Origin of the sequence: Psychrobacter luti, from assembly GCF_014192115.1 — a bacterium.
In the GTDB taxonomy this organism is placed as follows: domain Bacteria; phylum Pseudomonadota; class Gammaproteobacteria; order Pseudomonadales; family Moraxellaceae; genus Psychrobacter; species Psychrobacter luti.
The window spans coordinates 1-21,431 of the sequence record NZ_JACHXL010000010.1; the positions used below are offsets into that span (position 1 = coordinate 1).

Below are 21,431 nucleotides of genomic sequence, written 5' to 3' on the forward strand. Positions count from 1 at the left end.
TTGAAGCGAGCTGACTATCATATCATAATGATTTGGTTTGTCAAGCTTTTTTATAAATTGTTTCAATAAGTTATCTGGGTTTATTATATGTAATTCACATATAAGTCATTCCAGTTCGTCTTAATGAGGTGCGTATTATAGACGCTTAAATTGTTAAGTCAAGAATTAAATTATTTTATTTTAAACTAAGTTAATCTAAAATGAATTCGTTGGGCTGGATGATTAGTTACTAGCTTGGTTAAAACCCGCTATTAGTAATCAGTGGTAATCCACTCCAATCCGCCTTCCCTTCCGACTGGGTGGCATTATACGCGGTTTTAGTAGGGGGTCAAGGGGGTTTGTCCTCTATTTTAGCAGTTATCTGGCCTTATCATTAATACCTTCTATTTATCAGTCAGTTAAGATTAAAATAAGTTTAAAATAGTTTTGCCTTTATCATAAGTTTTGCCTTTATCATAAATAGTCTTTTTGGTTAAAATCGCTTACCTTTTCTATATAACAGCCACATATATGACCCTCTACATATGACTCTTTTATAGTTTACCTATCTTTTTAAAAAACTCTTTATAGGCAGCGACTTTTTTATCTAACGCCAAAGGGTATGCGCGTGACGTTGAAGGCAACCTATATAAGGTAAGATTATTAACATCAGATTTTTTATTATTACCCCTCTGCCACTCATAAGGATAGTCCATACTTTGATTGGTTTTAGGATACTTAGACTTGGCAGGCGGTTCGGCTAATAAGTTCAGTAACACCTCGGTGGCTTTACCGCCCGTGGTAAATAAGGTCTCAACCTTTGGCACTTGTGGCAAGATATTATCTAGGTCAACTGGCGTGACGACAGTTAGGTTTTTATCTGAGGCATTGCCTGTTTCACGAATAGCCTGATTAACCGTTGGACAAGAAGCAATCCCGCGCTCAAACATAAAGGCACGAATACGCTCAGGATCAAAGCGCTTCTCATCCCCTACTCTAAAATAATCCACGTCATCAAAAAAAACACTACCATAGATACGCCACATGTCGTTATAGAAGTTTGGATAGTGAAAGCGCATTGCCCATTTATCAGCGGTCGGCGGAAAAGTACCCATCATCATCACGGTGGCATCGGGCGGTAAAACCGGACCGAACGGATGGGTTTCTACTTCTGCGGCGCGGGCTTCAGACAATATCAAGTTATTATTCATTTTTAGTATTATCACGCGTATGAGATGGTTGTATAGTCATAAGATTCTTCATCAGAAAAGCGGTTTTTTTGCTATCATAGCAAGCCTAAACACTACTTCATTTGTTAGGGCGCTATTATAGTCAAACATAGTCGGCTTAAATAAAATCAATCCTGTTATAAATGCATTTGGCTTAATTTATTATTGAAGCATTTAGCTTACTATTTATGGGCTAGATATAGGGTTGAAGTGCAGTAAGTGTTTGTATCTTTTATACTAATGGCAACCGCATTAACTGCGCAAGCATCAGACCAAAAACCAAGAGAGAACTTATGAGCGACTTAAAAATCACTGTCATCGATCATCCGTTAGTCCGTCATAAACTCAGCCTCATGCGTGAAAAAGACTGTAGTACTTATAAGTTTCGCACATTGACCAAAGAGCTTGCACGCTTGATGGCATATGAAGCGAGCCGCGATTTTGAAATTGAAACCTTTCCAATGGAAGGCTGGTGCGGTGAAATTACTGGTGAGCAAATTATCGGTAAGACGGCAACAATTGTACCTATTTTACGTGCGGGTATTGGTATGTTAGATGGCGTACTCGATTTGATTCCGACAGCAAAAATCTCTGTTGTCGGTTTACAGCGTGATGAAGAAACGCTTCAGCCTGTACCGTTCTTTGAAAAATTTGTCAGCCATATGGACAAACGCCCAGCCCTTATCATTGACCCAATGCTAGCCACCGGTGGCTCAATGGTTGCAACTATTGAAATGCTGAAGAAAAACGGCTGTACCAATATTAAAGCATTGGTATTAGTTGCCGCACCTGAAGGCGTACGCGTGGTCAATGAAGCACATCCTGACGTAACCATTTATACCGCCGCACTAGACAGCCATTTGGATGAGCATGGTTATATTATTCCAGGTCTTGGTGATGCTGGTGATAAAATTTTTGGTAAGCAACTATTCAATAAGTAAGACAAAGCAAATAAACCAAGACATGGGCACAAAACCTCAATGATAAGGATATAAGATGAACGTATTGATTACAGGGGCAAGCGCTGGGTTTGGTAAAGCGTTGGCCGAACGTTTGGTTGCCAATGGTCATCGCGTGATTGGCTGTGCCAGACGCTTAGACAAGCTCAATGCTTTGGCAGACACTTTGGGCGAGGCGTTTTTACCTGTGGTCATGGATGTGAGTGATACAGCGTCTATCCCGCAAATCATTACAGATTTGCCTGACAACTTTAAGCAAATCGATGTTTTGGTAAATAACGCTGGACTGGCACTTGGCACAGAGCCTGCGCAAAATGCCAGTCTTGATGACTGGATGCGTATGACCGATACCAATATTAAAGGTCTAATGGCGGTGACCCATGCGGTCTTGCCAGCGATGGTCGCACGCGATAGCGGTTATATCATTAATGTTGGTTCTATTGCTGGCAGCTGGCCATACTTTGGCGGTAACGTTTATGGCGCGACCAAAGCCTTTGTCAAACAGTTTAGCTTAAACCTGCGCGCGGACTTAATCGGTACACAAGTGCGGGTGACCAACCTTGAACCAGGTAATGTGGCGGGCACTGAGTTTTCAAACGTGCGCTATCATGGCGATGACGATAAAGCCGCCAAGGTTTATGATGGCTTTAAAACCATGACCGGCGATGATATTGGCGATATCTTATTATGGCTGATTGAATCGCCGGCTCATATCAATATCAATCGCTTAGAAGTCATGCCAGTGGCGCAAACCTATAATGGCTTAACGATTGCCAAGCAGGATTCTTAAACCTTTAGCCTACCGTTTGACTTATTAACGTAATTCATAAGACCGAAGCAATATAGTCTCATCTATATTGCTTCTTTTTTTGCTACTGATATTCTCTTCATTGACCAAGCGCAAATCTTGAAAGTCTAAAATCAATACTTCATTACGTAAGCGCTCGCTAGTGCGTTTATTGTGGCGTATCGGAAATCCTAAGACTTGCTTACTCTTAATCACTATCTGATTGATAATCATGGTTGGATTATTGGTAGTAGATTTTGCACTTAACTGCTGAGCATTAATGATGGCGGTAGCAGGATTAACCGTTGTGCTTAAAATCTTTGTCTGGCGCACGCTTTTTGGCAAATCTCCTGCAAAGAGCAATATTTGCTCTAGCGGCAAATACTGCGCGTGCCGCATTAACTCTTGACGAAATAGCAAAGGCATATCTGCATTAAAACTGTCTTCTGTTTGCTGAGAGAACGCAGTAAAGTTACGATGTAAATAACGTCCAAATACGCTGCTATTAATCCACTCTTGATAAGTATCATTTTTTAACAGCTGCTTTGTGAAAGCGTCGGCATCTGTTGTGATATCTGCTGTCAGCATTTCTAGTAAAAGCGCCTGCGGATTATTAAAAATTTGCTGCTGCCAGTTTTGTGGATATAGGCTGCTATCAAGCAATGCTAACATCGACTTGTTCATACCCTAATATCCTTATATTTCATTTACTAATATTTGATTCGATTGGTTACAGCGCATAATAAGTCGGTACTTATAATTCTAAGCTGCTTTCACCACTAAATAGATTTTATGCTATGGTCAGTTACCTACTTTAATATAACAGTCTTTCATTGGTGGAATAAGTACTTTTAAGATAACGCATTTCGGCTAAATCGGCTTTATAAAACTGATTAATGAAAACAAGGGTCATCGCCTTATGAAGAAAAACTTAATTAACTTGCCTGCTGACTACCAGTTGAAAACGATTCATATTGCTTTGACTGACAGCACGCTATTGCCAGTGTCAGTGATAGGAAGCGGTAAACCTGTGATGCTCTTACATGCTTACGGTATGGATGCACGTGAGTTTTTACCATTTATCTTCCCATTGCTTGGCAAATATGCATTTTACCTGCCGCATTTACGAGGATTTGGGGTGGCAAAAGATATTAAGCTGACCCAGTTTGATTTTGTCCGTCAATATGCCGATGATATCAACATCGTCATTAAACAAATTTGCTTGGCGCGCAATATAGAATCCTTGCCAGTTGCCGCTATCTCGATGGGCGCACAAGTGATGTGGGCGTATTTTGAACGTTATGGCAGCGCAAAAGTTAGCCGCTATATGAATATTGACCAAAGTCCTGCTATTCATAACCAGTCTGACTGGCAAGGTGGATTGTTTGGATCGCGGCAGCAGGAAGTGTTTGATATTTTTCATGAGGTAATTGATAGGACGTTGCCTTATGCTGATATGGAAAGCTTTACCCATCTGCCTTTTGCCCTGAAACGCCGTGCAACGGATGTCGAACGACTGTTTTCTCTACTATCCGTTAATCGCACGCGCTCAAAAGCATTTATACAAGTGATGACCTATAAAAACGATCCCAAACTTGCGCTTTATGACCACAGTATTTGGCATCATAAAATGCGCTGCTTGCAAGCCTATTTGACATTACCCTATGACTTCCGCGGCGCTTTAGAGCGGGTCACTATTCCAGTGGTCAATCTGATTGGCGGACGCTCTAAGCTGTATGATGCTAAGTGGCAGAAAAAAATCACCCAGATGCTACCCAATGCAACTGAGGTCGTACTGCCACGATCAGGTCATGCGATACCAATGGATGAGCCTGTTGGGTTTTATAAGGTATTAAAAGGGTTTTTGCAGGATTGATTATTTATTCATATAATAAAAAGCGACCCGCTAAGGTCGCTTTTTATTTGGGCAAAGAGCTTTAAAGTTTTTGAAAAATTAATCAGCTAATGCTTTAACCAACTCAAATCGCAGTACTTCTTTTCCATCTACCATGACAGTTTCAGTAAACATCGCTAATGGCCGTACCCACACGCCATACTCGCCGTATAGGCAGCGGTAAATGACTAACGCTTTTTCAGTTTCTGAATGCTGCGCGGTATGCAATACTTGGTAAAGGCTGCCTTTATAATGGCGGTAAATGCCTTGGGGAACCGTTTTTTCTGTCATGATTGAATCCTAATTTATTATAAAGGTACGAATCAAATACTGTCGCTATAAATTCATATCGCAAAATAAATAAGGCCGACAATCAATGTCGACCTTATTTTTAATACCAATAGCTTGTCCCAATCACTTATTAAGCAACCGTCACTTTCGCATAAGCCTTTTTACCTGCTTGGATAACGACTGTCTGACCAGAGGTTAAGCTAAAGCCCGCATCGACTACTTCGCCATCTACTTTTACCGCGCCACGTTTAATCATATCTTTAGCAGATGAGCTGTTTTTGGCAAGCTCTGCTTGATTTAGGATTTGGGTAATAAATAACGCTTCAGCACCTTCTAAGTCTAGCGTTACCTCTGGTAAATCAACTGGCAATTCGCCATCAGCTAATACGTTACCCGCTGATTTGTGCGCATTAGCAGCCGCATCGGCATCATGGAAACGCTCGATTAGTTCTTCAGCAAGAATACGTTTGATTTCTTGTGGATTGCGACCATTTTCCATCTCTTTCATTAAACCTTCAACTTCTTCCATCGGCTTAAAGCTTAAAAATTCAAAGTAGCGACGGATTAAAGTATCTGGCATCGAAAGTAGTTTTTGGTACATGGTGCCCGGCGCATCGTAAATACCAACATAGTTACCGAGCGACTTCGACATTTTATTAACGCCGTCTAGCCCTTCTAAAATTGGCACCGTAATACAAACTTGTGGCTCTTGACCATAACGACCTTGCAGGGTACGTCCCATCAAAATATTAAAGGTTTGGTCAGTACCGCCCAGCTCGACGTCGGCTTTGAGCGCGATAGAATCATAACCTTGTACCAATGGGTATAAAAACTCATGGATGGCAATTGGGGTTTGCGCCGCATAGCGTTTAGAGAAATCATCACGCTCAAGCATACGCGAGACGGTCAATTGGCTAGAGAGCTGAATCATATCGCCCGCTGACATATCTTTAAACCATTCAGAGTTAAAGACAATCTTAGTTTTTTCTTTATCTAGAATTTTAAAAACTTGCTCAGCATATGTTTGAGCATTGACTTTGATTTGCTCATCGGTCAATGGCGGACGTGTGCTGTTTTTACCAGACGGATCACCAATCTTGGCAGTATAATCGCCAATTAGAAAATAAATCTCATGACCCAAATCTTGAAAATGCTTGAGTTTATTAATCAGCACCGTATGACCCAAATGCAGGTCAGGCGCGGTAGGATCAAAGCCTGCCTTGATACGCAGCGGGCGATTCAGTTTCAACTTCTTAACCAAATCGTCTTCAGATAGGATTTCTTGCGTACCGCGTTGGATTAGCGCAAGCTGTTCTTCTAGGGTGTAGGTTTGAGTGGTCATGATGCTCTCTTTATTGTCTTTATTAAAAGGGTAATACGTTTGGGCCAATTAGAATCTCGTAGCCAGTAAAAGATGTTAGAATTTGAGAGATATACTAGCGTTTTTTAAGGTAAATTGCCATGACCAACCCTACATCGATTGCTGATACTAATGATAATATCAATTCGACTATGAATTTAGACCATACTTTAGATAATGGTCTAGAAAATAGCCTAGAGCATATTGACGATTTAAATTATGCCACCTTGACCGATGCGCTTGAGCAAACGGTGTTTGAAAACTTCGATGATGGCTTATATATCGGTATGATGTCTGGCACTAGCTTAGACGGTATGGATGCGGTTCTTTGTCAATTCGGTGGGGAAGAAAACACTCAACAGCCGATGCGACTATTAGCAACTCGTAGTCAGGACTTCCCGCCGCGCTTGCGTGAAGTGTTATTAGCATTATGTCAGCCTAATGGTGTCCAAGAATTAATACCAACAATGGGTGAACCAAACAGCGAATTAGACTGGTTCGGTTGGGCTAGTAAAGAATATGCTGAATTTGCCAGCGAGGTGGTCAATAATTTATTGCAGCAGTCAAATACTGATGTAGAGTCGGTGCTAGCGATTGGCTGTCACGGTCAAACCGTGCGACATCGTCCGCAAATGGGTTTTAGCTTGCAATTGCTCGATGCCAATATCATCGCTGAGCGTACTGGCATTAGCGTCGTCAGTGATTTTCGCCGTCGTGATATGGCAGTTGGTGGTCAAGGTGCGCCCTTGGTTCCTGCTTTTCACCAAGCCTTATTTGCCACGCCTGATAGCACACGGGTGTTATTAAACTTGGGCGGTATTGCCAATATCACCGTCCTGCCAGCTGATGCTAATTCTGGTAACAATAGTCCTGTCATTGGCTATGATACCGGCCCTGCCAATTTACTGTTGGATGCGTGGACGGCATTGCATACTGATAAAGGTTACGATGCTGGTGGCGAATGGGCGCAGTCAGGACAAGTCGTTGAGCCGCTACTTAACCAGCTGATAGAGCATCCATTTTTTGCGCGAACCTATCCGAAAAGCACGGGGCGTGAAGACTTTAACTTAGCATGGCTACAAAGCGAGCTGCAAAAGTTTGACCAAGCGTCTGCTCATATTCGCTATTCATCAGCGGATGTGCAAGCAACTTTGACCGAGCTGACCGCCATGAGTTCCAGTATGCAAATTAATATGTTTATTAATGCAAAAGAAAATAGCTCGGTTTACGTCTGCGGTGGCGGTGCGTTAAACGATTATTTAATGACCCGCTTGCAAGCGCATTTGCCTCATTGCAAAGTAGAAACCACTGCAAGCTTAGGGCTGAATCCCGCTTGGGTCGAAGCCGTCGCCTTTGCATGGCTATCACGACAAACGCTGATGGGTGAAACCGGTAACTTACCAGCGGTGACTGGCGCAAGTAAAGGTGTGGTATTGGGACAAGTCTGTTTTGCTTAATTCCTGATTAATTGGTTAAATTTTAGTTTACATACGTACACTTATGTGTTTTATAATGGCTTCTGAAATAACATCCTCTTAGGACCTTAAGTACAGGATATAGCGCATGAGCCAGTACAGCAGTTTACCAACCGACTCACTTACCGAACAAGCGACGAATAATACTCCCGTGGATATTGCTGCCAAACAGTCATATAAGCCTAGACAGAAACCACCGCATTACGAGCGTTCTGACGATATGCGCGTGGTGGTCACCGGTATGGGCGCGGTGACGCCTTTGGGATTAGATGTCGAAAGCTCATGGGCAAGCCTGCTTAATGGCGAGAGCGGTATCGCACCGATTACCCATTTTGATGCGACTGACTATCGTGCGCAAATTGCTGGCGTGGTCAAAGATTTTGACGCTAAGCAATATATGAATGCCAAAGACGCGCGCCGCTATGATGAGTTTATGCATTATGCCGTTGCCGCCTCTGCCATGGCATTGAAAAATGCTGGTTTTATCAACGAAGTCAGCGCTGCTGATACAGCTGTGCAGAATGTCGACCAAGAACGCTTTGGCGTGATTTTAGGGTCAGGGATTGGTGGTATTCAAACCATTGAAAACAGTCGTGATACCCTACGTGAAAAAGGCGCGCTGAAAGTGTCGCCCTTTATCATCCCTGGCTCTATCGTCAATATGGCAGCAGGCTTGGTTGCGATTAAGCACACCTTAAAAGGTCCAAACCTTGCGACATCGACTGCTTGTACTACCGCGACTCATGCTATCGGTCTCGCCGCGCGTTTGATTGCTTATGGTGATGCCGATGTAATGCTGGCAGGTGGCAGTGAAAAAGGCTCAAGCCCGCTTGGTATATCAGGTTTTGGGGCAATGCACGCCCTCTCAACTCGCAATGACAAGCCAACCAAAGCCTCGCGCCCTTTCGATAAAGACCGTGATGGTTTTGTGCTCGGTGATGGTGCTGGTGTCGTGGTGCTTGAAAGCCTTGCGCATGCTAAAGCACGCGGTGCGACGATATTGGCTGAGCTGGTTGGCTTTGGCATGAGTGATGATGCAAGCCACATTACTGCACCACCAGAAGATGGTAGCGGTGCAGCAAGAGCCATGCGCAATGCATTAAACGATGCCGGTATCGATCCTGCTGCGGTTGGCTACGTCAATGCCCATGGGACAAGCACCCCTGCTGGCGATGTCGCCGAATCCATTGCAATTGAAACCGTTTTTGCGCCAGTGAAAGATAGTATATTGGTCAGCTCAACCAAATCCATGACAGGTCATTTATTAGGTGCCGCTGGTGGTGTTGAAGCGATATTTACCGTGCTTGCTCTACAGCATCAGCATGTACCGCCAACCATTAATTTAGACAATGTCGAAGACAACTGTAACCTTGATTATGTTGCTAATAAATCACGCAAAGTTGAGAATCTACAATATGCAGTATCTAACAGCTTCGGCTTTGGTGGCACCAATGGGTCGCTGATATTTGCCCGTTGGCCAGTGCAACCCTAAATCTAAAAAGAATGCCAACAAGCATTTGTACTTCGCCGTTGTAACCTTGGTGTCAGATTTACTACGTTTGTCCACTTGCAGCCCCTTATCGTACTTGCGTATGATAAGGGGTAATTTTTGGAACATTTATGGAAGATACCATGTCAAGCTACTCATTTTCTCCTCAGTTTTATCAACGCTGGACGTGTGCACCTGAGCCTATACGCGCGGCAATCACCCAAGAGTTAAAAGACATTACCACGTTATTACAAACAGAGACGCCTTTTGAAACCTTTGTTTTTAGCACTCATGACTTAGACGAGCATCTTGACGATCTCTATGACAATCATGAAGCGGAACAAGCGATTGCCAAAGCCATCGCGGACAAACAAGCCCAAGCGCGCGCTGCTGCTGAAAAAGAACGCCTAGAAGAACAACAAAAAGTACAAGCGGCAGAAGAAGCTAAGCGTAAAGCAGAGGCTAAGGTAGAAGAAGAAACCAGACAACGTGAAGAAGCAGAAGCGGCGCAAAAAGAGCCACAGAAAAATGAACAACTGGCGACGGATAAAAAAGGTTCTGATGAAAGCGGTTCTGATGCTAAGACTGCTATCACTCATGCTAATGACACTAACAAGGTCACAGCGCCAAGCGTAGATAATATTAATGACAATGCTGATAGCAGTAATGATAAAATTCAAATTGCTAAATCATTAAATGCCATAAAAACTGATGCTAATAATGACTCTAGCAACCGCTCTGAAAACAAAACTGTCAGCGAGCATGCCAATATGATTAGCGGCAATGCAATTAGTGATAGTCATATTGTTAATGATAAGCGTATTAAAGACGACAGCAGTATCAAAGCGGTCAATGATAAAGCCAGCGCTGCCATCAAGCTGTCATTAAAAGATGCAGACCTGAGCAAAGAACATCAAGAACTGATCCGTGAGCTTGAAATGCAAATTGATGATTATCTTAGTGAGCAAATGATGCTGATGTCTGAAAATTTAAAATCTTGGTTACGTGCGGAAATGACTCAAAATTTAAGCGAAGATAAAGTAGGAACCAATAAAGAGTCGCAAAAAAACTAAATACTGCTATTCGTTCATAAACTGATAGCAATGAATCTCTAGCTATAGACCTATAGCAATAAAAAAGCCCCGTAGATTTTACGGGGCTTTTTTTGTTTTAAATTCGCAAATATAAACTTTTACTTTAGATAGCTTTTGTACGCTCGGTTAACCACTTAAGTGCTGCACCATCAACACGGTCTTTTAGCTCGGCATAAACTTGGCTATGATAGTCGTTCAGCCAATCAATCTCTACTTGGGTTAATAATGCAGGCTCAATCAAACGCGTATCAATTGGGCAATAAGTAATGGTTTCAAAGTTTAAGAATTTGCCGAATTCAGTTTCCGTAACATTAGCCACTGGCGTATTTACCACCAAGTTTTCGATACGAATACCCCACTTACCTTCACGGTATAAACCTGGCTCATTACTGGATATCATACCTACTTTCATTGCGCGCTCTTTTGGCGTGCTGGCACTATAAGCAATGACTTGCGGGCCTTCATGAACGTTTAAGAAGTAACCAACGCCATGCCCGGTACCATGGCCATAATCCATCTGTGCCTGCCATAATGGCGCACGGCAAATCGCATCGATGAGTGGTGAAGCAATGCCATCAGGGAAATGTGCTTTTGCTAACGCAATATGAGCTTTAAGGACGGTGGTAAAGTCGCGTTTGTGCTCAGAACTTACTTTGCCAATACCGACCACGCGTGTGATATCGGTGGTGCCGTTTTGATACTGGGCACCTGAGTCAATCAATAACAATCCGCCCTCGCCCTCAGCGACATCAAGGTAGCTGAATTTTTCTGGCGTCGCACGGTAATGCGGCAATGCGCCATTTTCATTAAAGCCTGCGATGGTTGGAAAACTTGGTGAGACATAATGTGGCTGCTGACTACGCACTTCAATGAGCATACTATCGACATCAAGTTCACTTAAACGCTCACCGGCTGTTAGGCGCTGCTCAAATGTAGCAAAGAATTGACTTAATGCCGCGCCGTCTTGACGCATGGCTTCACGCACATGATCGATATCCGCAGCAGATTTAACCGATTTGAGCAAAGTACTTGGTGCCATTTGCTCGATAAAGCCAACATTATCCGCCATCTTCGATAGCGTGCCCACTGCCACTTTACTTGGGTCTAGTAATAATAAATCTTCTGGCGTTAATGTACCCAAGGCCTCTTGCACCGCTTCATAATCAGCGAGCGTGATACCACTGTCTTTTAGCGCTTTTTCAATGTCAGCGCTGACTTTATTATTATCAATAAATAACGTCGCTTTATCCGCATCAATCAACATATGCGCCAAGAATACAGGGTTATAATCAACATCAGCGCCGCGTAAGTTGGTCAACCAAGCAATATCATCTAAGCTTGAAAGCAAATGATGGGTTGCACCTGCATCCGCCATACCTGCGCGCACGGCGGCAAGTTTTGAAGTCGCAGACTGCGCAACAAACTGCTCATCGTGTTGGTAAAGTTGTGCTGACGGCAGTGTTGGACGATCGCTCCATATATCTGTCAATACATCGCGTTCAGTGATTAAGGTAATGTCGTTGGCATCAAAAGCATCAAGCAATCTGTCTTGCTCAGCGATGGACAGCACATTACCATCGACTGCCACGCTATCACCTTCTTGCAAGTGCTCAGCTAACCAGTCAATATGGTTTGGTTGACCAGGCGCGAGCTTCTCTAAGCTGATACCTGTACCTGCTAGCTGATGAGCGGCATGTACCCAATAACGGCTGTCCGTCCACAGTCCAGCGAAATCAGCGGTAACGACGAGCGTACCGACCGAACCTGTAAACCCTGATAACCATAAGCGTGCTTGCCAATATTCAGGCAAGTACTCAGATAAATGCGGATCGGCTGACGGCACGATAATCGCCGTCAAATCTTGTGCCGCAATAGCAGCACGCAGGCTGGTAATACGTTGTTGAATTTCGGTTTTTGAAGTGGCTTCTTGAGTAGACATAACGTCCCTTATTTTATATAAAAAATTTAGTATAAAAGCACGAGTACAAAACTGTATAAAACGCTGCTTAAGTAGGAAAGACTCATCTCACTACAGTGCTGCATAATCGATACGTTCTCGATATATTGTTATTATAAACTGACATCATCAGCTGATTATTAGCGGTTGATTAAGTGGGCTTTGATTAAGTTTGCTACAGATACAACCTAGCGCATATAACGATATGGGGATGATAACCAACTTATAAATACCTTTAACAGCAATACCCATTTAATCGTCAAAGAATTGTGAAAGAATCGCAAAAATGACGGATGACTCAAAATAAAAGAAGCCACTGTTTAGTAGCTTCTGTATTTTATCACTTATCCAACAACTGCTATCAATAGCACTAATACTCTTATGCTTATATTAGCCTCTTACTTACATTCTTTGCTTACATCCTAATATTACTACTGTTTTTAATCATATTGCTCATCGGTTTTGACAATGCTAATAAAATCAGCGCGGTCACTACCAAGAACATGGTCATAATAGAGAATAAATCCGGTAAGCCTTCGATTTTATCAGCGGTGACATGGCTACCAAAGAAGGCGGCGACCAAGTTACCCATGGCAATAGAAGCAAAAAACAACCCCATGATTTGACCTTGCATACCCTCAGGTGCCAAGCGCGTCATTGACGACATACCAACAGGGCTTAATGCCAACTCACCTAGAGTCAGCAAAAACAAACTGCCAACCAACCACAGTGGTGATGCCAAAGCACCGGGAGCGACCAAGATACTTTTTGAAGCCATAATCATCAGCCCAAAACCTGCAGCGGCTAACAACATACCAAGCGCAAATTTTACCATGCTATTAGGCTCAAGACCTTTAGCACCGAGCTTCACCCACAAAATACTGATAATGGGCGCTAATAATAAAATAAATAATGGATTGAGCGACTGAAACCAGATACTTGGGATATGAAAACCCATGACTTCTAAATCTGTATAACGGTCAGCAAATAAGTTAAACGAGGTTGGCTGTTGATCAAAACTTGACCAAAACAAGGTCGAACCAATAATCAATAACAGACAGACCAGTAAGCGTTTTTTATCAGAGGAGCTCAACCGTGATGACATAAACATCACCGCAAAATATAGCAGTACCACAGCTGCGATGGTATAGGTCATGTACTCTGCGACCAATATCGGATTAAATGGCATCAAACCGGTGCTAATTAGCACAATCAACACCACCAAAATAGCGGCAATACCTAGTACCCAGCGCCCTATATTTGTAAAGCGATCATTTGCATGTTCCCAATCAGCGGTGATGTTTTTGGCACGCGCATAACGATTTAATGTTTTTCTCGCTGAAAAACGGTAAATCAGTAATGAAGCCAGCATACCAAGACCACCGACACCGAAGCCTGCATGCCACATGCCTTTTTCTCTAAACACCCCAACAATTAAAGCTGCCAATAGCGCACCGATATTGATGCCCATATAAAACAAAGTAAATCCTGCGTCACGGCGATTGTCTGATTCGGGATACAAAGCTCCAACCATGACCGTAATACAGGTCTTAAACAATCCTGACCCGATGACAATAAACATCAAACCGACAAAGAATAGCACCATGCCAAACATAGCTGACAAAGCAATGCATAAATGTCCAAGCGCAATAATGATACTGCCCCACCACAGTGCCCGCTCTTGACCAAGCCAGTTATCAGCCAACCAGCCGCCCGGTACTGCCGCCAAATATAATGAACCGGCAAAAATACCGTAGATGGCAGAAGCTGTTGATTCATCAAAGCCAAAGCCACCACTACCAACCGTCGCCACCATAAATAGTACTAATAATGGACGAATACTATAATAAGAAAAACGCTCCCACATCTCCGTGAAAAATAACGGGCTTAATGGTTTAGGATGCCCCATAAAGCCATTATCTAATGCCTCTAATTCAGCAGCACTAGCATTCGATTGTGAGTCTGTGCTCATAAATTCATTCCTTTAAAGACCACTGTAATGATGACCAAACTTCTAATTATTCTGCTAGGCGGTCATATAGGCGCATTATTGTTTCACTTTCCTAGTACCAAGTAAAGAAAAAAAGGTTTAATAATTACACAAACACTCACAAAAAAACCCGCCCTCAATTCGCTAAGGGCGGGTTTTTTGTGCTGTACGAATAAAACAATCACCATGATCGTTTTATTTAATTAATCTCAGAGACATTATAAGCAATATTATAAAAGATATGGCTATTACAAAATCTATCGCTATGTCTAAAAATTGAAGCAGCAGCTATCTGAATAAAAATTACTCTGCAGTCGCAGCTTTCTCAGTCGTGCCAGCATCCAAATCAGCATCGGCTTGCTCGGCTGTCAAGTCAGCATCAGCAACCGCTGCTTGATTAACAGCACCTTCAGCCGTGGCTGTACCAGCTTCGGCGCTCACCACTGCACTGTCTGCATCAGTAGCTGGCGTTACGCTAGCATCCGCTGCGCTATCGCTCGTTACTGCATCAGTCTCTGCTGCAGGCGCGGCCGCTGTTTCAGCAGTCGCAGCTTCTTCAGGGGCAGCAGTTGCTTCTGCCTCCTCGGCGGCTGACGCTTCAATGGTCTCAGGAGTGATATGCTCACCCGCTGGACGTAAGAAACCAGAAATGCCAATCAATAAGACGATACCTAAAAATAAGGCAACACCGCCTAAAGCATATAGGAACTCTTTCTTGGGGTTGTTATTAACGATATCTTCTGACATACCTTATCCACCTTGCACAGAATATTTAAAATATTGGGCTATTATATCGCAATTTATACCGATTTGTGAAAACCCTTAACTATTTAAAGGTTTTATTCATAAAAAAAGTGAAATCCGCTCTATATCATCACGTTCAACTTATTAAATTGCTAAATGGCAACCTAGGCAACCAAACGCGTCCGCGGGGCCGCACGCTTGCCAAGATAGCTTAATAATAATAGAAGCGCAATGATGATTAGAATAGGATAATTACCAAAGTTCATAAACGGCGTATTACCAACACGTGCTTGAATATCACCGCGTAATACCGTGCGCTCAAACTGCGGGGCGCGCTCAACGATACGACCTTTGTGATCAATGATAGCGGTGATACCCGTATTGGTCGCGCGCATAAACCAGCGACCATTTTCTAACGCTCGCATTTGTACCATTTGCAGATGCTGCAGTGGACCTGCCGAGCTACCAAACCACGCATCGTTTGAGATGGTCAATAAAAAGTCAGTGTTGATGGCGTTTTTACGGGTGGTATCAGGATAAGCAACCTCATAACACACTGCTGCGCCCAAGTTATGTCCACGAACCCGCAGCGGTGATTGATTGTCACTACCGCGACTGTAGCTTAAAATATCTTGGCTACCCGCCAGATTAGGCAGAATATCTAACATGCCTTCAAACGGAATATATTCGCCAAACGGTACTAAGCGCTGTTTTTTATACAGTCCTTCTGCTTCCGCACCTAACGCAATCACACTATTATAAAACGGTGGATATTTATCAGTTTTGGCATCAAAAGCCGCTTCATCTTTATAAGGAATGCCGGTGACCCAAGTGGTGTCGGTTTCTTTGGCCATTTTTACCATCTCATTAATAAAGCCAACCGCTTCATCTTGAAACATGGGAATGGAAGATTCTGGCCACAAGATAATATCGCTGCCCCATTCGGTACTGCTCAAAGTCGCATAGATTTTTAGCGTTTCTATCTGATACTCAGTCAGCCATTTTAAATCTTGCGGGATATTGCCTTGGATTAATGACACTGATAAATCAGGCGTGCCTTTTGGCTTCGTCCATTGTGGATTTATCAACCATAATGCGCAGCTTACCACCAATAAAGCGCTGGCAGGAATCATATAACCGCCGCGACGACGCAATAGCTCAACCAAACTTGCCGCCAGTAATACCGCAACAAAGGAAACAGCGAACACACCAGCGACTGGCGCTAATGACGATAGCCAATATTGCTCAGTAAACGCATAACCGACAAATAACCATGGAAAACCCGTAAACAACCAGGTTTTCATCCACTCTTGTAGTACCCAAAGCGCCGCAAATGATAACGGCTGCTTGCCAACCACCCGATTAAAAAATAACGCTAAGAAGCCATGAAATAGCCCCATGCCTAGACCCATCAGCGCAATCATAATCAGTGCTATCCATACCGGTGTATCGCCATAGACATGGATAGAGGTATATAGCCAAAATGCCCCCACGCACCAGAGTCCCGTGCCATAAGCCTGACCAATGACAAATGCGCGCTTGCCGCTCATCTGCGGCATCAATAACGCGTATAAAATAGCAGGCGACACCAAGGCGACTGGCCAAAAGCCATACGGCGCGAGCGCAAAGATAAACACTGCCCCTGCCAGCAACGCAATCAATATAGTCAACACCATAGGTAAGCCCTTTGGCTTATCGGGGTTTAGACGTTTTTGCAAATCAACAGTAGACAGACGCATAGCAGTTATCCAAAACCTTATTATTCAGTAATTTAAAACTTATCAAACTTTAATATTAACTTTGAGGGATTCAATCAGTGGCGCATTCAACGCTTAATTGATAGCCATCTATATACCGATAAAGACACTACTCAAAAATCAAACTTGCCCATGATACCAGTCTGTATCACTCAATGGGTAAATTTGCGTTGCAAAACACGGCTTTTAAAAGCAAAAAAAACACGACCGCAATCGTGTTTTTCATAGCTATAAAGACATCAAATTATAATATTACTGATAAACTCGCTAGGCAATTATCCAAAGCTTAATAATAAAAAACTCAGTAATAAATTAATGGCTGCCTATCAGTATTTGCTGGTCAGCATTGATTTTAGTGAGCTCAAGATTCTGAATAAAGCGCCCTTCAACATCGGTAATGGTAATTTGCCACTCATCGATAACCACGCTCTCACCTTCTAGGTCACCAACGTAGCCGAGCGCCTGCATAACCAAGCCGCCCATGGTGTCGACATCGGTATCATCAAAGTGACTACCAAGCTCATCATTACAGTCTTCAATCACGGTCGACGCCTGCACGCGCCAGGTATTTGGCTTTTCAGGGTCGGCAACAATATTATTGATATCACTGTCTTCATCGAAATCATCATGCTCATCGACGATATCACCAACGATTTCCTCGAGTAAGTCCTCCATGGTCACCACACCGCCAAAGTTACCAAACTCATCGACGACAATCGCCATGTGTACTTGGGTGCGCTGTAATGAGCGTAACAAGGTATCAGAGCGTGCGGTTTCACTGATATAGAGTGGCTGACGGACAAGGTCTCTAAGACGTTTGCTGTCGATTTTGTCTTCTTGGTCGCGCACCATATGCACGAGAATAGGAATCAAATCTTTTGCCAATAAGATGCCGATAACAGCATCGTCGTCTTGGCTATCAAATACCGGATAGCGCGAGTGCGTGGTCTCAAGAATGATGTCCATTACTTCAGCAAGACTGGTGCTTTCATGCAGCCCAACCACTTGCGGGCGCGGGGTCATAATTTCGCGAACTTGGGTCGCAGGCAGGTCGAGCACGCCTTCTAGCATATCGACGGTATCAGGCTCTAAGAATTGACGCGAGTCCTGTACCAAACGAATCAGTTCATCACGGGTTTCGGGGGCGGTCGATAGCCAGCGTTTTAAGCCGCGCATCGACCAACTACTCGGGCTGGGAGTGTCGTCAGACATGGTGATGTGATTTAACCTCTTTAGTTAATAGAATGAGTTAATAGCAATTGTGAATGTCATGTAAAATCATAAAAAATGTAGATGGGGATTAAAGTAATAAATAAAACCAGCCATTTATCATTAGATGATTAAATAATAAATATAAATAGACCAGCTTAATGTGTTTCACTTTATCGCAAGGCTTGCTGACATTCAACGACAAATTCACTCAAATTGTATTGTCAGTGTGTTATAAACTTTGCTATGGTCAAAGCCTTTATTGATCAATAACAAACACTATGTCATTACGCTCGTTTTTCTCTCGCCTACTTATGCCGCTCTCAAACAGCCATCGCTTAGAGAATGGTGCAGCTCATGGTCGCCAGCAAAAGCGGACATGGCGATATTACCTTGTGCAGTTTTTTATCGTTACCACGCTGCTGCTATCCGCTATTTGGCTATTAATGGCACTTTGGTATCAATTTGGCGTGCGCTCGATCATCACGTGGCTGGCAACTATCGTGATTGTTGGCGTACTGATAGCCTTGCTTAGTAGTCGTTATTGGCCAAGTCCTGCTAAACCATTAAATAACCAACAAGCGAATAGTCAATTAACCAATCATGCAAAAACAAGCAGAAATATAAATAAAAAATCGGCAAGCAAATGGCTGATGGGCTTATATGCGGCTATTTGGTTTGTCGGTCTTGGTTGGTTTATGTCTATCGAGCCTGAGCAAAATCGCGATTGGATGCCTGAAGTTAGTGAGCGGGTCACGTATGAGCGCGATGCCGATAATCCTGATTTGGTTACTTTTAGCAATGTACGTAACTTTGATTGGCATACGGATAAGGAAGCGACCGAACACTGGGATACGCGCACCATTGATATGTCGAAATTATCTGGCGTCGATGTCACCAACTCTTATTGGATGGGACCGCTGATTGCTCATACCTTAGTCAGTTTCCGCTTTGAAGATGATAGACCGCTTGCCTTCTCATTTGAGATTCGTAAAGAAAATGGCGAATCATTTTCGGCATTGGCAGGATTTTTTCGACGTTTTGAATTGAGCCTGATTGCCGCAGAGGAGCGCGATATTATCTACACGCGTACCAATGCGCGCGGCGAGCAAGTTTATCTGTTTCCGGTCAGCAATCTACAGCAGCATGAGGTCAAGTCGTTATTTGAATCTTATCTAACCGCTGCCGACGAATTGAATGCCAAGCCGGCTTGGTATAATACGTTGATGAGCAACTGTACCAATATTATTTTTTATATGGCGCGTATCGTCAGTGGCGACCGTTTGCCATGGGATTATCGGATTTGGGTATCTGGTTGGCTACCAAACTATCTATATGACGTTGGTATGCTCGACGCCAATCCTGAAAAAGACGCTCAGCCTTGGTCAATGGATACTTGGTACGAGCGCACCCATATCAACGCCAAGGTTCGCGGCTTTAATAATCAAGTAGGAAACAGCGCGACTAATAGCCGTAAATTCTCTGAGCAGATTCGGCAAGACATTCCTATGCCACCATTGGCTGATTCGCAAACGGATGCCGAAGCCAGTGCTAAATTGGCGGCTGATGCTAAGGATTAACCCAATTCACCACACGCGTTTCCATCTCTTCATCAGACATACCAATTTCAGAGACGCAGCGCCCTGCTACGCCAACATTGGCAGCGCGCATTTGCTGCTGGGTTGCTACCGCATCTTGGGTTAATAACAAATGCCAACTTGGCAAACCCTGACCTTTATACAAACGCTTATAAGCACAGTGCGACGGTAGCCACATCATCTGTGGCAAATTCTCCATGGTCAACTGAATACAATCGGGCACGTGCTCTTGGCGCGTGTCATAGTGCTGACAATAGCCCGTCGCACAATCCATCAGCTGGCAAGTCACATCGGTATATTCGACCATTTCTGCTTCATGACTATTGTCATCGTCGCTAACGTGCTCATCGTCGATATATTTAATGAGACAGCAACTGCCGCAGCCATCACACAAGGCCTCCCATTCGCTATGGTTTAATTCTGACATCGCAAAACGTGACCAAAACTGTGGACGTATGGTCTCATTAGATGTATTTTGACTTTCAGGAAATAAACTCATCGTTGATTGCTCACCTGAGTCAGGCTTTGAGTTGGTTGCAGATTTATTTAACAAGTTGATAGTCATAGCGTTATAGTCGTTTTTTTAAAGAGACATTTTGATAAAGAGCGTTACAGTATTATAGCTGTTTTTGGTTAACTTGGGCGTTAAGGTAGTACGAGTAAGCAAAAGGATTGAGCAAATATACGCATTATTCATATTTATAAAACAACACTCAATACATAAAAAAGGACAACAATATGTCAATTAAGACCTTTGAATTAATCAGTACCACTGAAAATAACGTCCAACTTATCAGCTATGTAGCGCTGCCAGAAAATGCCTCAGATGATAATCCAGTAGCGGGTATTTTAGTCGCGCCAGAATGGTGGGGCGTGGTCGATCATCCAAAATCAGTGGTTGAGCGTTTGGCAGAATCAGGCTATGCCGCCGTGGCGATGGATGTTTACGGTGAAGGTAAACTGACCAGCGATGCAGCCATGGCAAATATGTGGATGACACAAGTACTTGAAGATCAAGATATGCTGATGGACCGCTGCCGTTTAATCCTCAATGATTTTGGTGACCAGTTGGCCGTTAATCGCGATAACCTAGCGGCAATTGGCTATTGCTTCGGTGGTAAAATCGTCCTCGATATGGCGCGCGAAGGCATGCCATTAAAAGCGGTTGCTACTTTCCATGGCAACCCATCGCCAAAACAGCCAGCGGACAATAACTTTAAAGCTAAAGTATTGGTCGCGCACGGTCGTGATGATTCAATGGTGTCCATGGAGGCAATTGAAGGTCTAAAATCTGAGCTAGATGCCGCCGATGTTGACTACACTATCGATGTATATGATAACGCTAAGCATGGATTTACCAATCCGCATGCTGATGAACGCGCTGCCAAAAATGGCGTCGACCTTGGCTATAATGAGGCTGCTGCTAAGCAAAGCTGGGAGAATATGCTTGAGTTTATGAAAACCAACTTGGCATAAACCTCTGAAAAATACACCTTATAAAAGATAATTAAAAAAGGGCCGCTTTGAACTGAACCCCATAAGTTGGACACAACTTATGGGGTATTTTTATGCGTTACGATCTAGACTTTAAAATGCAAGTTATCGCATACTATCGGCAA

At 43.4% G+C, this 21,431-nt stretch carries 18 protein-coding genes; 8 read left to right on the top strand and 10 right to left on the bottom strand.

Features of this window, described 5'->3' with window-relative positions; genetic code table 11:
• Positions 1-533: 533 nt before the first annotated feature.
• Positions 534-1,190 (bottom strand): DNA glycosylase, encoded by a 657-nt coding sequence (locus tag FHS24_RS12075; protein WP_183621372.1) that lies wholly within the window; start codon positions 1,188-1,190, stop codon positions 534-536.
• Between the two features lie 311 nt (positions 1,191-1,501).
• Between FHS24_RS12075 and upp the strand changes: the two genes are divergently transcribed.
• Entirely contained in the window at positions 1,502-2,149 is a 648-nt protein-coding gene (gene upp, locus FHS24_RS12080; protein WP_149490868.1) for a uracil phosphoribosyltransferase, read from the top strand.
• A 55-nt stretch (positions 2,150-2,204) separates the two neighbouring features.
• Entirely contained in the window at positions 2,205-2,957 is a 753-nt protein-coding gene (locus FHS24_RS12085; protein WP_183621373.1) for an SDR family NAD(P)-dependent oxidoreductase, read from the top strand.
• 24 nt (positions 2,958-2,981) lie between these two features.
• Here FHS24_RS12085 and FHS24_RS12090 read toward each other — a convergent pair whose 3' ends face one another.
• Complete coding sequence (locus tag FHS24_RS12090) at positions 2,982-3,638, bottom strand: hypothetical protein (RefSeq protein ID WP_183621374.1); 657 nt, start codon at positions 3,636-3,638, stop codon at positions 2,982-2,984.
• 235 nt (positions 3,639-3,873) lie between these two features.
• Here FHS24_RS12090 and FHS24_RS12095 point away from each other — a divergent pair, with 235 nt between their 5' ends.
• Positions 3,874-4,830, top strand: a complete 957-nt coding sequence (locus tag FHS24_RS12095; RefSeq protein WP_183621375.1) for an alpha/beta fold hydrolase — start codon at positions 3,874-3,876, stop codon at positions 4,828-4,830.
• A gap of 78 nt (positions 4,831-4,908) precedes the next feature.
• Here FHS24_RS12095 and FHS24_RS12100 read toward each other — a convergent pair whose 3' ends face one another.
• Both FHS24_RS12100 and tyrS read right to left on the bottom strand, forming a co-directional pair.
• Positions 4,909-5,139 carry a DUF1653 domain-containing protein gene (locus tag FHS24_RS12100; RefSeq protein ID WP_183621376.1) on the bottom strand — a complete coding sequence of 77 codons (231 nt, stop codon included), beginning with the start codon at positions 5,137-5,139 and terminating at the stop codon, positions 4,909-4,911.
• 130 nt (positions 5,140-5,269) lie between these two features.
• Positions 5,270-6,481 carry a tyrosine--tRNA ligase gene (gene tyrS, locus FHS24_RS12105; RefSeq protein ID WP_183621377.1) on the bottom strand — a complete coding sequence of 404 codons (1,212 nt, stop codon included), beginning with the start codon at positions 6,479-6,481 and terminating at the stop codon, positions 5,270-5,272.
• A gap of 119 nt (positions 6,482-6,600) precedes the next feature.
• Here tyrS and FHS24_RS12110 point away from each other — a divergent pair, with 119 nt between their 5' ends.
• The 3 genes from FHS24_RS12110 to FHS24_RS12120 all read left to right on the top strand — a co-directional run bounded on the left by FHS24_RS12110 (position 6,601) and on the right by FHS24_RS12120 (position 10,536).
• Positions 6,601-7,956: an anhydro-N-acetylmuramic acid kinase gene (locus tag FHS24_RS12110; RefSeq protein ID WP_183621378.1), complete on the top strand. Its 1,356-nt coding sequence runs from the start codon at positions 6,601-6,603 to the stop codon at positions 7,954-7,956.
• Between the two features lie 106 nt (positions 7,957-8,062).
• The gene (gene fabF / locus FHS24_RS12115; RefSeq protein WP_183621379.1) at positions 8,063-9,466 is read left to right on the top strand and encodes a beta-ketoacyl-ACP synthase II; all 1,404 of its coding nucleotides are present in this window, start codon (positions 8,063-8,065) and stop codon (positions 9,464-9,466) included.
• A gap of 128 nt (positions 9,467-9,594) precedes the next feature.
• Positions 9,595-10,536 carry a cell envelope integrity TolA family protein gene (locus tag FHS24_RS12120; protein WP_183621380.1) on the top strand — a complete coding sequence of 314 codons (942 nt, stop codon included), beginning with the start codon at positions 9,595-9,597 and terminating at the stop codon, positions 10,534-10,536.
• Positions 10,537-10,660: 124 nt separating this feature from the next.
• Here FHS24_RS12120 and FHS24_RS12125 read toward each other — a convergent pair whose 3' ends face one another.
• From FHS24_RS12125 to FHS24_RS12145, 5 genes are all read right to left on the bottom strand, one after another.
• Positions 10,661-12,496: an aminopeptidase P family protein gene (locus tag FHS24_RS12125; RefSeq protein ID WP_183621381.1), complete on the bottom strand. Its 1,836-nt coding sequence runs from the start codon at positions 12,494-12,496 to the stop codon at positions 10,661-10,663.
• A gap of 433 nt (positions 12,497-12,929) precedes the next feature.
• Entirely contained in the window at positions 12,930-14,486 is a 1,557-nt protein-coding gene (locus tag FHS24_RS12130) for a peptide MFS transporter (protein ID WP_183621382.1), read from the bottom strand.
• A 321-nt stretch (positions 14,487-14,807) separates the two neighbouring features.
• Positions 14,808-15,251, bottom strand: a complete 444-nt coding sequence (locus tag FHS24_RS12135; protein WP_183621383.1) for a hypothetical protein — start codon at positions 15,249-15,251, stop codon at positions 14,808-14,810.
• 161 nt (positions 15,252-15,412) lie between these two features.
• Entirely contained in the window at positions 15,413-16,987 is a 1,575-nt protein-coding gene (gene lnt / locus FHS24_RS12140; protein WP_183621384.1) for an apolipoprotein N-acyltransferase, read from the bottom strand.
• 330 nt (positions 16,988-17,317) lie between these two features.
• Positions 17,318-18,217 (bottom strand): CBS domain-containing protein, encoded by a 900-nt coding sequence (locus FHS24_RS12145; protein WP_183621385.1) that lies wholly within the window; start codon positions 18,215-18,217, stop codon positions 17,318-17,320.
• Positions 18,218-18,495: 278 nt separating this feature from the next.
• On the opposite strand from FHS24_RS12145, the gene FHS24_RS12150 reads away from it, so the two are divergent.
• Positions 18,496-19,794: an Lnb N-terminal periplasmic domain-containing protein gene (locus tag FHS24_RS12150; RefSeq protein ID WP_183621386.1), complete on the top strand. Its 1,299-nt coding sequence runs from the start codon at positions 18,496-18,498 to the stop codon at positions 19,792-19,794.
• Here FHS24_RS12150 and FHS24_RS12155 read toward each other — a convergent pair.
• The gene (locus tag FHS24_RS12155) at positions 19,784-20,311 is read right to left on the bottom strand and encodes a YcgN family cysteine cluster protein (RefSeq protein WP_227671813.1); all 528 of its coding nucleotides are present in this window, start codon (positions 20,309-20,311) and stop codon (positions 19,784-19,786) included. The genes FHS24_RS12150 and FHS24_RS12155 overlap by 11 nt on opposite strands.
• 239 nt (positions 20,312-20,550) lie before the next feature.
• Here FHS24_RS12155 and FHS24_RS12160 point away from each other — a divergent pair, with 239 nt between their 5' ends.
• Complete coding sequence (locus FHS24_RS12160) at positions 20,551-21,288, top strand: dienelactone hydrolase family protein (RefSeq protein WP_183621388.1); 738 nt, start codon at positions 20,551-20,553, stop codon at positions 21,286-21,288.
• Positions 21,289-21,431 lie beyond the last annotated feature (143 nt).

Excerpts from the sequence above, each read along its gene's own strand:
- FHS24_RS12125 (WP_183621381.1), bottom strand. The coding sequence starts at position 12,496 with ATGTCTACTCAAGAAGCCACTTCAAAAACCGAAATTCAACAACGTATT.
- FHS24_RS12135 (WP_183621383.1), bottom strand. The coding sequence starts at position 15,251 with ATGTCAGAAGATATCGTTAATAACAACCCCAAGAAAGAGTTCCTATAT.
- FHS24_RS12085 (WP_183621373.1), top strand. The coding sequence starts at position 2,205 with ATGAACGTATTGATTACAGGGGCAAGCGCTGGGTTTGGTAAAGCGTTG.
- FHS24_RS12145 (WP_183621385.1), bottom strand. The coding sequence starts at position 18,217 with ATGTCTGACGACACTCCCAGCCCGAGTAGTTGGTCGATGCGCGGCTTA.
- FHS24_RS12075 (WP_183621372.1), bottom strand. The coding sequence starts at position 1,190 with ATGAATAATAACTTGATATTGTCTGAAGCCCGCGCCGCAGAAGTAGAA.
- FHS24_RS12160 (WP_183621388.1), top strand. The coding sequence starts at position 20,551 with ATGTCAATTAAGACCTTTGAATTAATCAGTACCACTGAAAATAACGTC.
- FHS24_RS12155 (WP_227671813.1), bottom strand. The coding sequence starts at position 20,311 with ATGAGTTTATTTCCTGAAAGTCAAAATACATCTAATGAGACCATACGT.
- FHS24_RS12120 (WP_183621380.1), top strand. The coding sequence starts at position 9,595 with ATGGAAGATACCATGTCAAGCTACTCATTTTCTCCTCAGTTTTATCAA.
- fabF (WP_183621379.1), top strand. The coding sequence starts at position 8,063 with ATGAGCCAGTACAGCAGTTTACCAACCGACTCACTTACCGAACAAGCG.
- tyrS (WP_183621377.1), bottom strand. The coding sequence starts at position 6,481 with ATGACCACTCAAACCTACACCCTAGAAGAACAGCTTGCGCTAATCCAA.
- FHS24_RS12110 (WP_183621378.1), top strand. The coding sequence starts at position 6,601 with ATGACCAACCCTACATCGATTGCTGATACTAATGATAATATCAATTCG.
- upp (WP_149490868.1), top strand. The coding sequence starts at position 1,502 with ATGAGCGACTTAAAAATCACTGTCATCGATCATCCGTTAGTCCGTCAT.
- FHS24_RS12150 (WP_183621386.1), top strand. The coding sequence starts at position 18,496 with ATGTCATTACGCTCGTTTTTCTCTCGCCTACTTATGCCGCTCTCAAAC.
- FHS24_RS12095 (WP_183621375.1), top strand. The coding sequence starts at position 3,874 with ATGAAGAAAAACTTAATTAACTTGCCTGCTGACTACCAGTTGAAAACG.
- FHS24_RS12130 (WP_183621382.1), bottom strand. The coding sequence starts at position 14,486 with ATGAGCACAGACTCACAATCGAATGCTAGTGCTGCTGAATTAGAGGCA.
- FHS24_RS12090 (WP_183621374.1), bottom strand. The coding sequence starts at position 3,638 with ATGAACAAGTCGATGTTAGCATTGCTTGATAGCAGCCTATATCCACAA.
- lnt (WP_183621384.1), bottom strand. The coding sequence starts at position 16,987 with ATGCGTCTGTCTACTGTTGATTTGCAAAAACGTCTAAACCCCGATAAG.
- FHS24_RS12100 (WP_183621376.1), bottom strand. The coding sequence starts at position 5,139 with ATGACAGAAAAAACGGTTCCCCAAGGCATTTACCGCCATTATAAAGGC.